This is a genomic window from Nocardioides kongjuensis, from assembly GCF_013409625.1.
GTDB classification, from domain to species: domain Bacteria; phylum Actinomycetota; class Actinomycetes; order Propionibacteriales; family Nocardioidaceae; genus Nocardioides; species Nocardioides kongjuensis.
The window spans coordinates 2,525,693-2,538,369 of the sequence record NZ_JACCBF010000001.1 but is presented as its reverse complement, the minus strand read 5'-3'; the positions used below and the strand labels follow the sequence as shown (position 1 = coordinate 2,538,369).

Here is a 12,677-nt window from a genome sequence, read left to right as displayed (position 1 = left end):
GCCCCACTCACCCACCCTCGGGAGCCGGTACGGCGAACTGGGTGTTCGCCGAGGCCACGATCTCCTCGGCGATGGTGCGGAGCTTGACGTTGCCGGTGCTGCTCGCGCGGACGAGGAACTGGAACGCGCGCTCCTCCGGGATCCGGTAGCGCTCCATGATGATGCCGACCGCGGTCCCGATCGCCTGCCGCGTCGTCACCGACTCGTTGAGCTGGTGCTCGTGCCGGGCCCGGCCGAGCGCGATGGAGGCGTGCGCGGCGAACAGCTCGGCGAGCTGGATCGCGTCGGGGTCGATGCCCGGGTTCACGGAGTAGAAGTTCAGGCCCCCGAGCGTGCTCTCGTCGTTGTAGAGCTGGAGCCCCATCTGGGCGGACAGGCCGAACCGGGCCGCCTCCTCGACGTACCGCGGCCAGCGCCGCTCCGTCGCGATGTCGTCCATGGTCGTGATGCCGCCGGAGGTGATCGCGTCGTAGCAGGGGCCCTCGCCGAGCTTGTACTGCAGCTCGTCGATGTCCCACACGAGTCGCCCGGTGCCGGCCCGGGTCTCGATCCGGCCGCTGCCGTGCGTGATCGAGATGCCGACGTGCTCGAAGCCCGGCACCGTCTGCTGGGCGGCGCGGACGATGGCGTCGAGCGTGTCGTCGAGCGAACGGTGGCTGTTGATGGACCGGGCGGCGTCGGTCAGTGCGGACGCGACGCTGGTGCTGTCGTGGAGCACGGGTACCTCCTGTGGGTCAGGCCCGGAGGTACCCGTCAGCGGGGAGGTCAGCCCCGGCTCAGGACGTCAGCCGGGCCAGGCACGCGAACCAGCGCTGGCCCTGGAGGAACGCCGTGCTGCTCGGCGGCAGCACGAACACGTCGTAGCTGCCCTTGGGGCGGGTGCTGCCGGTGTCGGCGTCGTAGGTGCGCAGGGTGTCGGCGGTGCAGGTCGCCCGGGCCGCGGCGTCCGCGTCGATCGCGTCGGTCGTGACGTCGTCGGTCGACGCGGCGAGCTCGCCGACGGCGAAGGTGAACCAGGCGTCGTCGGCACACGCACCCTTCGTGGCGCTGAGCGCCTGGCCGAGCTGCTGGACGCCGCTGTAGCACGAGCCGAGCTCCGGGGCGCCGGTCAGCGGGTCGGTCCCGGGGCCCTCGGTGACGCCCTGCACCTCGGGGTGCTCCGCGGCTGCCGCGGGCTCGGTGGTGTCCGGGGCGAGCAGGAAGCCGCCGAGGCCGCCGATCCCGAGGCCGGCCACGGCACCCGCCAGCGCGATCGGCCACCGGCGCCGGGTCGGGCCGCCCGGTGCGGGCCGGGGAGCGGGCAGCGGCGGCCGGAGCTGGGTGAAGCTGGCCCGGGGGCCGCCGACCACGACCCCGGTGCCGTCCGCGGAGCTGCCCGGGCGGATCGCGCGGAGTGCCTCGTGCAGCTCGCGGGCGGTGGGGTGGCGCTGCGCGGCGTCGTACGCCGTCGCGGTGCGGATCACCCGCATCAGCGCCTCGCTGCCGGGGACGCCGGGGTCGGGGAGCTCGGCGTGCAGGTTGGCCAGCAGCTGGTCGATCGGGACCGGGCTGCCGTCGACGGACCGGCGCGGCGACGCGCCGCAGATCATCGCGTGCAGGGTCGCGCCCATCGAGAACACGTCGGACTGGGGTGTCGGGGCGGAGAAGGAGAACGCCTCCGGAGACGCGTACGCCGGTGTCAGTGCCTCCAGGCTGACCGACGGGTCCTGGCCGGCCTGGGGGAGCGCCGCCAGCCCGAAGTCGGAGAGGCGCGGCGTGCCCCAGGCGTCGATGAGGATGTTGCCGGGCTTGATGTCGCGGTGCAGGATGCCGGCCTCGTGCGCGGCGGCCAGCGCGCTGGTGACCGCGAGCCCGACCTCGATCGCCTCGTCGGGCGTCATCGGCCCGTGCTGGGCGAGGTACGACGACAGGCTTCCGTTGGTGCACAGCTCCATCACCAGGTACGGCCGGTTGTCCCGCGTCACGCCGACGTCGATGAGCGACACCACGTGCGGGTGCCCGCTGATCCGGCTCACCGCCGTCGCCTCGCGCACGAACCGGCGTCGGTTGGCCTCGTCGTCGAGGACCCGGTCGTCGATCTTCACCGCGACGTCCCGCTCGACCGCGAGCTGCCGTCCCCGCCACACCTTGGCGAAGCCGCCGCGCCCGATCTCCTCGATCAGCTCGACGCCGGGCAGCAGGAGGGCTCGCTGGGTCGGGTCCACGCCGGGAAGCGTAGGTGAGGTCCGATGCGGCAGGGACGCCGGAGTCAGTCCGCGACGGGCTGGCGCCGGTGCCACCACCGGACCATGTCGCCCGTGCGGTCCGTGCTGCCGCTGTCGAGGCCCGCGTGCAGGTAGCGCTGCCAGTCGGTACGCCGGTCGGTCGCCTGCCCGAGGACGAGCAGGCCGGCGGCCCGCAGCTGGCGGACCAGGCGCGGTGCCACGAACCGCGGGTCCAGGGACACCCCGTCGGCCGTCCGCCTGGCCTGCCGGACGCTCGGCCGGAAGCGGTGCGCGATCCAGATCGTCGCCACGTCGGGAAGTGCCTTCGCGGCCCGGTGCAGCAGGCCCGGGTTGAAGGACATCAGCCGCACCTCGGCCCGGCCGCGAGCCTCGACCGGGTCGGAGGCGTCGGGCACCGCGACGGAGTCGCGCAGGTCCCGCCAGGCCCTGCGGCTCCAGCCGGGGGCCAGCTTGAGCTCGACGAGCAGGCCGACGTCGAGGCGACGGGCCTCGGCGGCGTACACCTCCAGGGAGGGGACCTCGCTGCCGTCGCGCAGCCGGCAGGACTTCTGGATGCGGGCCAGGGACCGGGCCCCGACCCGGCCTCGGCAGTCGGTCGTGCGGTCCAGGAGCGCGTCGTGCATCACGACCAGGCGGCCGTCCGCCGTCGGGCGCACGTCGAGCTCCACCCGGTCCGCGCCGAGGGCGGCGGCGTGACGCAGGGCGCGCATGCCGTTCTCGGTGCGGTGGGGGCCGATCGCACCGCGGTGGGCCACCACCTCGAAGGTGCGGGTTGCCGTCGTGCCCGGTGCATCGTCGGCCCGCGCCGTCGTCGGGGCGGTGGCGAGGACGCCCAGGGCCAGCAGGACGGCGACGAGCAGGGAGGTGGTGCGCACGGGTCTCTCGGGTCGGTCGGGAGCGGACGGAGGGCGGAGACGCAGAAGGGGCCCGGTCTGCCGACCGGGCCCCTTCTGTCCTGTACGCCATCAGGGACTCGAACCCCGAACCCGCTGATTAAGAGTCAGCTGCTCTGCCAATTGAGCTAATGGCGCCCCGCGCCTCAGCGCGAGATGGAACATTACCAGCGTAGTCCGATCCGGGTGAAATCGGGACGGCTCATCGGGTGCTGTCGGCGTCGGCCAGCGCCTCCCGCAGGCGTCGGAGGAGGTCGACGGCGGCGGCGAGCTCGTCCGAGGTGGCGACGGCGGCGGTCCGTTCGGCCCAGGCGACGCGCCGTGGCCGGATCCGGTCGAGGGTGCGGCGTCCCTCGTCGGTGAGGTGGACCAGTGGTGCCCGGGCGTCGGTGGGGTCGGGGGCCCGGGTGACCAGCCCGGCGGCCTCCAGCCAGGTGACCGACTCGCTGGCCGACTGTCGTCGCATGCCGCGGCGTCGCGCGATGCCGGCCACGCTGAGGGGGCCGTGCGCGACCGCGCCGAGGGTCATCCATCGCGACGCGGTCAGGTCGTCCTCCGCGACGATCCGGTCGCCGGCCCGCACGAACGCCTCGGAGAGCCGGAACACCTCGTCGACCAGCTCGACCAGCTGCCGCGCGGCGCTCACTCGGCCTCGCCCAGGCACACGACGTGACCGTCCGCATCGCGGAGCACGGCCATCCGCTCTCCCCAGGGTTGCAGCTGCGGGGGATCCACGACGGCGCCGCCGGCCGCGACCCACCGCGCGACGGCGTCGTCGAGGGCCGTGGTCGAGAAGCCCACGGCGACGGCCGTGTCCGACGCGGTGGCCGGCCGTTCGTGCAGCATCAGCTCGACGCCGTCGGTGCTGGTCAGCCAGGCGAGGCCCGGGGTGCTGCGGGCCACCTCGAGGCCCAGGGCGTCGCCGTAGACAGCGAGGGCACGCTCGAGGTCGGCGACGGAGACGATGATGCGCCGCAGGGTCACGCTCGGAGTCATGGTCCGATCGTGAGCGATTGACAGGGTCCTGTCAAAGTGTGCGACCCGTGGCCTCGAGCACGGCCTGCGCCGCGTTGTGGCCGCCCAGGCCCGAGACCGCACCTCCCCGCCGGGCGCCCGAGCCGCACAGCAGCACGGCGGCATGGCCGGTCTGCACGCCCCATCGCTCGCCGGGTGTCTCGAGCCGGGCGCGCGCCGGGGCCCACGGCCACTCGAGGTCGCCGTGGAAGATGTGTCCCCCGGGCATGGCGAGGTCGGCCTCGATGTCCTGCGGGATCTTGGCCTCGATGCACGCCTCGCCGTCCGGCGTACGCATCACCACGGAGTCGATCGGGTCCTCGAGCACCGCGTCCAGCGACTCGATCGCGCGCCGCAGCGCCTCCGCGCGCACGGCCTCGGGATCCTTCGCGAACAGCCGGGCGGGCGTGTGCAGGCCGAAGTAGGTGAGTGTGTGGGTGCCCGGCGGCACGTCGCCGAGGATCGACGGGTCGGTGAGCGAGTGGCAGTAGACCTCGCCGGGCAGCGGGTCCGGCAGGTCGCCGCGCTGCGCCGCGGCCCACGCCACCTCGAGGTCGGCGGCGGTCTCGGCGAGGTGCAGGGTGCCGGCGAAGGCGACCTCCGGGTCGATGCCCGAGCGCAGCCGGGGCAGTCGGGAGAGCAGGAGGTTCACCTTGAGCTGGGCGCCCTCGGGCTTGGTGGCCGGGTCCTCGTCCTCGCCGAGCAGGATGCGCAGCACCCACGGCGCCACGTTCGCGAGGACGTACGACGCCTCCACCGTGTGCTCCACGGCTCCGTCGTGCCACCGCACCTGCACCGGTCCGCCGGGCTCGCCCGGCCGGATCGCGCTCACTCCTGCGCCGGTGACGATCTCCGCGCCCGCCCCGGTGGCCGCCCGCGCCAGGGCGTCGGTCACCGCCCCCATCCCGCCCACGGGCACCCGCCACTCGCCGGTCCCGTTGCCGATCAGGTGGTAGAGGAAGCACCGGTTCTGGACCAGTGAGCGGTCCTGCAGCGAGGCGAAGGTGCCGATCAGCGCGTCGGTGCCGACGACACCACGCACCAGGTCGTCGCGGAACCGGCGGGCGATGGCCGTGCCGATCGGCTGCTCGACGACGTCGCGCCAGATGCCCGGGTCCACCTGCGCGCGGATCGCGGCGTCGGTGGCCAGCGGACGGGTCAGGGTCGGGGCGACGGCCTGCGCCAGCACGGCGACGCCGTCGTAGAAGTCGCGCCAGGCGTCGTACTCGTCGTCGCTGCCGGTCAGCGCGCGGAACGAGGCCCGGGTGGCCTCGCCCTCGGTCCGCTCGACCAGCAGCCCGGTCGCGCGACCGTCGCGCACGGTGGGGGAGTACGACGCCGTCGAGCGGCTGACGAGGTCGAGGTCGAGCCCGAGGTCGGCGATCACCTGGTCCGGCAGCAGCGAGACGAGGTACGAGTAGCGGGAGAGCCGGGTCGGGAAGCCGGGGAACGCCTGTGCGGAGACCGCCGCGCCGCCGACGTGGTCGAGCCGCTCGAGCACCAGGACCGAGAGTCCGGCGCGGGCGAGATAGGCCGCTGCGGTCAGGCCGTTGTGGCCGGCCCCCACGACGACGACGTCGTACTTCCCCCGGGTCATGGGCTCGACTCTAGGGGTGCGGGAATGTCCTGCGGTGGGTTATGGTTGACATGGCAACCAATCCGACCAGCCACCTGGAGGTGGATGCGATGCCCGCCATCACCGTCGACGACCTGACTGTCCTCCCGCGCCTGGAGGCGCCGGGGCTCGGCGACCAGCCGCGCCCGGTCTGGCAGGTGACCACTGCGCCGCAGGGCTACGAGGGGGAGGGCTTCCCGGTGCGGCGCGCGTTCGCCGGCATCGACATGAAGCACCTCGACCCGTTCATCATGATGGACCAGATGGGCGAGGTGGAGTACGCGCCCGGTGAGCCGAAGGGCACGCCCTGGCACCCGCACCGCGGCTTCGAGACCGTCACCTACATCATCGACGGCGTCTTCGACCACCAGGACAGCCACGGGGGCGGCGGCAGCATCACCAACGGCGACACCCAGTGGATGACCGCCGGCAGCGGGCTGCTGCACATCGAGACGCCGCCCGAGTGGCTGGTCCAGGCCGGCGGCCTGTTCCACGGCATCCAGCTGTGGGTCAACCTGCCCAGGAGCGACAAGATGAACGACCCGCGCTACCAGGACATCCGCTCCGGCGAGGTCGCCCTGCTGACCAGTGACGACGCCGGATCGCTGGTCCGGGTGATCGCCGGCACCGTGGACGGGCACGCCGGCCCGGGCTCGACCTACAGCCCGATGACCCTGGTGCACGCCACGATCGAGCCCGGTGCCCGGCTCGACCTGCCGTGGCAGGTCGACTACAACGCCCTGGTCTACGTCCTCAACGGCTCCGGCACCGTCGGCGCCACCGAGCCCAGCCCGGTGCACACCGGCCAGACCGCCGTCCTCGGTGCGGGTGACTACCTCACCATCACCGCCGACGGCCGGCAGGAGAGCCGCTCGCCGAAGCTCGACGTCATCGTCGTCGGCGGGCAGCCGATCCGCGAGCCGATCGCGTGGGCAGGGCCGTTCGTGATGAACACCAAGGCCGAGGTGATGGCCGCCTACGAGGACTTCCAGAAGGGCCGGTTCGGGCTGCCGATCGGCGGTTGACCTACAGCACCTTGGCGAAGAACGCCTCGGCGTACGGGTTGTCGTTGTAGCGCTCCACCCGCTCGTAGCCGGAGCGCTCGTACATCGCGATCGCCTCGCGCAGGGTGCCGTTCGTGTCGAGCACGACGCGGCGGTGGCCCTGCGCGGCGGCGAGGCCCTCCAGGTGGCGCAGCATCCGCGCGCCCAGGCCGGCCCCGCGCCAGTCGGCGTGCACCCACATCCGCTTGATCTCGGCGGTCTCGTCGTCGAGGACCGGGCGGATGCCGCCGTAGGCGACCGGCTCGCCGTCCGACGTCGCGACGACGTACCTCGCCCCCGGCTCGGGTGCGTCCGGGCCGCCCGGGTCGAAGCCGCCGGGGAAGCGGGCGTCGAGCTCGGCGACGTAGCGCCGCGTCGCCTCCCGCGCCAGCGGGTGGTCGGTCGGCACCTCGTCGAGCCGCACCGTGGCTGCGCGGACCAGCAGGTCGGCGGTCCGCAGTGCCTCGGCGAGCCGCTCCTGCTGGCGCGGGGTCAGGGGCGCGACGAGGTCGGTGGCCCGCTCCTCGGAGCGGCGCTCGAGGTCGTCGTAGGCCTTCTCGCCCGTGGGTGTCAGGTGCACGACCCGGCGGCGCCGGTCGTGCGCGTCGGGCTCGGTCGCGACCAGGCCCTCGGCCTCGAGGCGGCGCAGCATCCGCGACAGGTGGCCGGAGTCCAGGTCGAGCCGGTCGCGCAGCTCGCGCACGCTCGCCGCGGGGGAGCGGCCGATCTCGAACAGCAGCCGCGACACGGCGAGCGGCCGGCCGGTGCCGAGGAAGGACTCGTCGAGCACGCCGATGCGCTGGGTGTAGGTGCGGTTGAAGCCGCGCAGCACGTCCGTGAGCATTGTCTGACCTTAGTCAGACGAATCTGTCGCGAGCAAGCGGCAAGGATGAGGGTCGCTCCCTGACGCCGCAGCGGTCCACGCTGCCGCACGCTGGGGCCGACGCACGCATCGCCGAGGGTGGTCGTGCCGGTGCCCGGGATCGTGGGGGTCTCGGCGCGTTGGGTGCAAAAGCGATCCGGCCCCGGTTCCACAGGAACCGGGGCCGGACTCGTTGGGGTGAGTAACGGGACTCGAACCCGCGACATCTGCGACCACAACGCAGCGCTCTACCAGCTGAGCTATACCCACCATCGACTCTTGCGAGCCGGGGACGAGTGTAGAGGCTAGCGCTTCGGAATCAGGAATCGGTGTCGGATTCCTGGCCGCCGAGACCGGTGATCGAGCCTCCGTGCCGGGCGGCGGCCAGCTTGGCGGCGTCCGAGTCCGGGCCGGGCAGCGGCACGAAGACGGTGTCGCGGTAGTAGCGCAGCTCCTCGATGCTCTCCTGGATGTCGGCCAGCGCACGGTGGTTGCCGCGCTTGGTCGGCGCGTTGAAGTACGCGCGGGGGAACCAGCGCTTCGAGAGCTCCTTGATCGAGGAGACGTCGACGATGCGGTAGTGCAAGAAGGCGTCGAGCTCGGCCATGTCGCGGGCCACGAAGCCGCGGTCGGTCGCCACCGAGTTGCCGGCGAGCGGCGGGCGGCTGTCGGGGCCGCACTGCTCGCGCAGGTAGGTCATCACCTGCTCCTCGGCCTCGCGCAGCGTCACGCCCCGGTCCAGCTCGGCGAGCAGCCCCGAGGTCTCGTGCATGTTCCGGACGAACTCGATCATCTGGTCGAGCGCCTCGGCGGGCGGCTTGATGATGACGTCGACGCCGTCGCCGAGGACGTTCAGGTCGAAGTCGGTCACCAGCGCCGCCACCTCGATCAGGGCGTCCGCCCCCAGGTCGAGGCCGGTCATCTCGCAGTCGATCCACACGAGTCGTTCGTTCACGAGGGAGGACACTACGCCGTACCTCGGTCGTCCGGGACGTTCTCAGCAGCCGCTCAGCGGACCCGGCTAGCCTCACCGGCATGAGGGAGACCGGTCGATCGACGCTGGCCTGGGTGGGCCTGGCGGCCCGCCTGGTGACCGGTGCCGTGTGGATCGTGGCGGGCGGGCTCAAGATCACCGAGCCGACGGCGAGCATCAACGCGGTGCGCGCCTACCAGCTGCTTCCGTCCTCGGTCGCCGAGGTGGTCGGGATCGCGCTGCCCGCGGTCGAGGTGGTCGTCGGGCTGGCGCTCGTGCTGGGCGTGTTCACGCGGGGTGCGGCGGTGATCTCCGCGCTCCTGTTCGTGGCGTTCATCGTCGGCATCTCCTCGGTGTGGGCGCGCGGCATCGAGATCGACTGCGGCTGCTTCGGCGGCGGCGGGACCAAGGCGGGCGCCGCGTCGGCGTACCCCTGGGAGATCGCCCGCGACGCCGCGCTGCTGGCCGCGTCCCTCCTCGTCGCCTCCCTGCGCCGCACCCGGCTGGCGCTGGACTCCCTGTTGTTCGTCCACCGGCCCGAGGAGCGGGCCACCGAAGGAGCCGTGAGCTGATGTCGTCGAAGGCCAGTGCCCGGGCGCAGAAGGCCGCCGAGATGCGGGCCGCCCAGAAGAAGAGGGAGTCGCGACGCCGGCTCCTGACGATCGGTGGGGTCGCGCTGGCGATGATCCTGATCGTGGGCGGGGCGATCGCCGTCAGCCTGTGGCAGCAGGACAAGGACCAGAAGAAGCTCGAGCAGGCGGTCAGCGCCGAGAGCGACTACGGCGTCGCGATCGGTCCGAAGGACGCGCCCCACGACGTCGTGATCTACGAGGACTTCCTCTGCCCGTTCTGCGGTCAGCTCGAGAAGGCCACCCGCGAGGACCTCGCCCGGCTCGCGGCCGACGGCAAGGTCCGCGTCGAGTACCGGCCCTTCGACCTGCTCAGCCGCCTCGGCGACTACCCGATCCGCGCGACGAACGCGTTCGCGCTCGTGCTCGAGAAGTCCGGACCCGAGGTCGCGAAGAAGTTCCACGACCTGCTGTACGAGAACCAGCCGTCCGAGGAGGACCCGGGCGCGGTGACCGACGACGACCTGGTCGCGCTGGCCGTCGAGGCCGGCGCCACCGAGAGCGACGTCAAGGACGGCATCGAGAACCTCTCCCACAAGAGCTGGGTCGACGAGGCGACCGCCGAGGCCGGCAAGGCCGGCGTCAGCGGCACGCCGACCATCCTGCTCGACGGCAAGGTCTTCCAGGACGGCCGCACCGTGCAGGAGCTCGCGACCAACCTGGTCGCCGAGCTCGAGTGACCGGGGGCGGGGCCGGCTGGCAGGATCGGCGTGTGCTGAGCAACTTCGTCGCGGGCCTGCCGAAGGCCGAGCTCCACGTCCACCACGTCGGGTCCGCCTCGCCGCGGATCGTGTCCGAGCTGGCCGAGCGCCACCCGGGCACGGTCCCCTCGGACCCCGGTCTGCTGCGCGACTTCTTCGCGTTCCGCGACTTCGCCCACTTCATCGAGGTCTACCTCGCGGTCGTCGACCTGGTGCGCACGCCGGAGGACGTGCGCTACCTGACGTACGAGATCGCGCGCGAGCTGCACGAGGGCCAGTCGGTCCGGTACGCCGAGCTCACCTGCACGCCGTACACCTCCGTGCTGCCGGACGACCCGGACCGCGGCATGCCGATCGAGGCGTACACCGAGGCGATCGAGGACGCGCGGCTCGCCGCCGAGCGCGACTTCGGGCTCGTGCTGCGCTGGATCTACGACGTGCCGGGGGAGTCCGGGGTGCCGGCTGCCGACGCCACGCTCGGGTTCGCGCTCGACCACCGGCCGGAGGGACTGGTCGCGTTCGGGCTCGGCGGCCCGGAGATCGGGGTCCCGCGGGACTGGTTCGTCCCGCACTTCAAGGCCGCCCGGGCGGCCGGGCTGCGCTCGGTCCCGCACGCGGGGGAGACGACCGGCCCGGAGACGATCTGGACCTCGCTGCGCGACCTCGGCGCGGAGCGCATCGGCCACGGCACGTCCGCTGCGGCCGATCCCGAGCTCCTCGCCCACCTCGCCGAGCACCGGATCCCGCTCGAGGTCTGCCCGTCGTCCAACGTCGCCACCCGTGCGGTCGCCTCGCTCGCCGAGCACCCGCTGCCGACGTTCGTGGAGGCCGGTGTCGTGGTGACGATCAACTCCGACGACCCGCCGATGTTCGGGACCACCCTCAACCGCGAGTACGAGATCGCCGCCGACCTGCTCGGCCTCGACGAGTCCGGCCTGGTCGACCTCGCCCTCGCCGGGGTGGATGCGTCCTTCGCCCCGGACGACGTCAAGAGCCGGCTCCGGGCCGAGATCGCGTCGTACGCCGCCAGCGCGTGCTGACCGGCGCGGCCGCCCTCCGGCAGGCCGGCGGGACGAACGAGCCCCACGGGGCTCATACCTCCCGCGGGGCCGGCTCCTTTGTACGACGGGTGCCGGATGCGGTGCGGGAGGCGCGCCGGCCCGTTGCTCAGGCGCTGTGCAGGCGGGCCGGGGGAAGTGCCCGGGCGCGCCAGCGGCCGTTGTCGTGGTCGACCTCGATCGGGTGGTCGAAGGTGCGCGTGATCGTCTCGGTCGTCACGGTCTCGGCGACCGGGCCGGCAGCGACGACCTGGCCGTGCGCGAGCAGCAGGGCGTGGGTCGTGGTGGTCGGCAGCTCCTCGAGGTGGTGGGTGACCAGCACCGAGGCCACCTCGGGCGCGGTGTGCGCCAGCCGGTCGAGGACCGTCAGCAGCTGCTCGCGGGCCGCGACGTCGAGCCCGGTCGTCGGCTCGTCGAGCAGCAGGAGCTCCGGCTGTGCCAGGAGCGCGCGGGCGATGAGCGCACGACCCCGCTCGCCCTGGGACAGGTGCGGCCAGCGCGCGTCGCGGCGGTGGGTCAGCCCGACCTCGTCGATCAGCTCGTCGGCGGTGCGGACCTGCGCGTCGGTCGGCGTCCAGCGCATGGGCAGCTCGACGGTCCCGGTGATCCCGGTGAGCACGACCTGGTGCACGGTGAGGGCGGTCTGCAGCGGGTGTCGCGGGTTCACGTGCCCGATGTGCCGGCGCAGCTCCTGCAGCTCGACGCGGCCCAGGCGCTTGCCGAGCACGTCGACCGTCCCGGACGTGGGGTGCACCTGCGCGCTGCAGAACCCGAGCAGGGTGCTCTTCCCGGCGCCGTTCGGTCCGAGCAGCGCCCAGTGCTCGCCGGCCTCGATGCGCCAGCTGACTCCGTGGATCAGCTCGTTGCCGCCGCGGCGGAAGACGACGTCGGTGAGGTCGAGGACGGTGCTGCTCATGTCAGGCTCTCCTTGAGCGAGGTGAGGTGGGTGCGGCTCAGCAGGGCCGCGGACGGGGCGTCGCGCTCGGCGATCGCCCGGCACAGCTGGTCGTGTGCCTCGTGGTCGGTGGCGTGGTCGAAGCCCGGCCGCAACCGCAGCATCTCCACCATGGCGGCCCGGCTGCGCGGCACGAAGCCGTCGAACAGCTCGACCAGGACCGGGTTGTGGGCGGCCACCACGACGGCGCGGTGGAAGGCCATGTCGGCGTCGACGTGCGCCTCGACGTCGGTACGACGCTCGGCCCGGTCGGCCAGTGCCTTGCGGATCGCGCGCAGCTCGGTCGGCGTACGCCGCTCGGCCGCCAGCGCGGCCGCCTCGGCCTCGATCGCCGTGCGCGCCTCGATCACCGTGACGATGTCGGCCCGCCGCAGCACCAGGTCCCAGTCCTCGCGCACGTCGAGGGCGGCCAGGAAGACACCGGCACCCTGACGGGTCGTGAGGAGCCCGCGTCCCGCCAGCTGCCGGATCGCCTCCCGCACGGTCGAGCGGCCCACACCCAGCTGCGGCGCCAGCGTGGTCTCCCCGGGCAGGCGCTGCCCCAGCTGCCACTCGCCCGCACGGATCCGCGCGAGGAGCAGCTCCGCGGCCTGGTCGGCGAGCGGCTCGCGTCGTACCTGCATCGGAACCTGTCTACTTGTCTGAGGAGTTCGCGCCGAGTCTAGGAGGTGGGAGCCGCGGTGGCCACATCAGCGGTGACACAGTGGGC

14 protein-coding genes and 2 tRNA genes are annotated in these 12,677 nt (G+C 73.0%); 4 read left to right on the top strand and 12 right to left on the bottom strand.

All coding sequences use genetic code 11. From position 1 onward, the window contains the following. Positions 1-7: 7 nt before the first annotated feature. From BJ958_RS12185 to BJ958_RS12155, 7 genes are all read right to left on the bottom strand, one after another. The gene (locus BJ958_RS12185; protein ID WP_179727071.1) at positions 8-718 is read right to left on the bottom strand and encodes an ANTAR domain-containing protein; all 711 of its coding nucleotides are present in this window, start codon (positions 716-718) and stop codon (positions 8-10) included. A gap of 58 nt (positions 719-776) precedes the next feature. Beyond that, the gene (locus tag BJ958_RS12180; RefSeq protein ID WP_179727070.1) at positions 777-2,204 is read right to left on the bottom strand and encodes a protein kinase domain-containing protein; all 1,428 of its coding nucleotides are present in this window, start codon (positions 2,202-2,204) and stop codon (positions 777-779) included. Between the two features lie 44 nt (positions 2,205-2,248). Continuing rightward, positions 2,249-3,100 carry a glycerophosphodiester phosphodiesterase family protein gene (locus tag BJ958_RS12175; protein WP_179727069.1) on the bottom strand — a complete coding sequence of 284 codons (852 nt, stop codon included), beginning with the start codon at positions 3,098-3,100 and terminating at the stop codon, positions 2,249-2,251. Positions 3,101-3,183: 83 nt separating this feature from the next. Then, positions 3,184-3,256: transfer RNA gene (locus BJ958_RS12170), tRNA-Lys, on the bottom strand. 64 nt (positions 3,257-3,320) lie between these two features. Continuing rightward, positions 3,321-3,764 carry a MarR family transcriptional regulator gene (locus tag BJ958_RS12165; protein WP_179727068.1) on the bottom strand — a complete coding sequence of 148 codons (444 nt, stop codon included), beginning with the start codon at positions 3,762-3,764 and terminating at the stop codon, positions 3,321-3,323. Then, the gene (locus tag BJ958_RS12160; protein WP_179727067.1) at positions 3,761-4,114 is read right to left on the bottom strand and encodes a VOC family protein; all 354 of its coding nucleotides are present in this window, start codon (positions 4,112-4,114) and stop codon (positions 3,761-3,763) included. The genes BJ958_RS12165 and BJ958_RS12160 overlap by 4 nt, the downstream gene beginning before the upstream one ends. Positions 4,115-4,145: 31 nt before the next feature. After that, positions 4,146-5,729, bottom strand: coding sequence for a phytoene desaturase family protein (locus BJ958_RS12155; protein ID WP_179727066.1), 1,584 nt, complete (start codon positions 5,727-5,729; stop codon positions 4,146-4,148). 89 nt (positions 5,730-5,818) lie between these two features. On the opposite strand from BJ958_RS12155, the gene BJ958_RS12150 reads away from it, so the two are divergent. Next, positions 5,819-6,772 carry a pirin family protein gene (locus BJ958_RS12150; RefSeq protein WP_179727065.1) on the top strand — a complete coding sequence of 318 codons (954 nt, stop codon included), beginning with the start codon at positions 5,819-5,821 and terminating at the stop codon, positions 6,770-6,772. A gap of 1 nt (position 6,773) precedes the next feature. Here BJ958_RS12150 and BJ958_RS12145 read toward each other — a convergent pair whose 3' ends face one another. From BJ958_RS12145 to orn, 3 genes are all read right to left on the bottom strand, one after another. Further along, positions 6,774-7,634 (bottom strand): bifunctional helix-turn-helix transcriptional regulator/GNAT family N-acetyltransferase, encoded by an 861-nt coding sequence (locus tag BJ958_RS12145; RefSeq protein WP_179727064.1) that lies wholly within the window; start codon positions 7,632-7,634, stop codon positions 6,774-6,776. 212 nt (positions 7,635-7,846) lie between these two features. After that, positions 7,847-7,922: transfer RNA gene (locus BJ958_RS12140), tRNA-His, on the bottom strand. A gap of 49 nt (positions 7,923-7,971) precedes the next feature. After that, positions 7,972-8,607, bottom strand: a complete 636-nt coding sequence (gene orn / locus BJ958_RS12135) for an oligoribonuclease (protein WP_179727063.1) — start codon at positions 8,605-8,607, stop codon at positions 7,972-7,974. An 80-nt stretch (positions 8,608-8,687) separates the two neighbouring features. Here orn and BJ958_RS12130 point away from each other — a divergent pair, with 80 nt between their 5' ends. Genes BJ958_RS12130 through BJ958_RS12120 form a run of 3 tightly spaced genes read left to right on the top strand, consistent with a single transcriptional unit; the run spans position 8,688 to position 10,995 of the window. After that, on the top strand, positions 8,688-9,197 hold the full coding sequence (locus BJ958_RS12130) for a MauE/DoxX family redox-associated membrane protein (RefSeq protein ID WP_179727062.1): 510 nt from the start codon (positions 8,688-8,690) through the stop codon (positions 9,195-9,197). Then, entirely contained in the window at positions 9,197-9,934 is a 738-nt protein-coding gene (locus BJ958_RS12125; RefSeq protein ID WP_179727061.1) for a DsbA family protein, read from the top strand. Before BJ958_RS12130 ends, BJ958_RS12125 begins: the two co-directional genes overlap by 1 nt. Positions 9,935-9,966: 32 nt before the next feature. Then, entirely contained in the window at positions 9,967-10,995 is a 1,029-nt protein-coding gene (locus BJ958_RS12120; protein ID WP_343052658.1) for an adenosine deaminase, read from the top strand. Between the two features lie 127 nt (positions 10,996-11,122). On the opposite strand, the gene BJ958_RS12115 is transcribed toward BJ958_RS12120, so the two are convergent. Next, positions 11,123-11,929, bottom strand: a complete 807-nt coding sequence (locus BJ958_RS12115; RefSeq protein WP_179727060.1) for an ABC transporter ATP-binding protein — start codon at positions 11,927-11,929, stop codon at positions 11,123-11,125. Further along, positions 11,926-12,591, bottom strand: a complete 666-nt coding sequence (locus BJ958_RS12110) for a FadR/GntR family transcriptional regulator (protein WP_179727059.1) — start codon at positions 12,589-12,591, stop codon at positions 11,926-11,928. The genes BJ958_RS12115 and BJ958_RS12110 overlap by 4 nt, the downstream gene beginning before the upstream one ends. Positions 12,592-12,677: the final 86 nt, after the last annotated feature.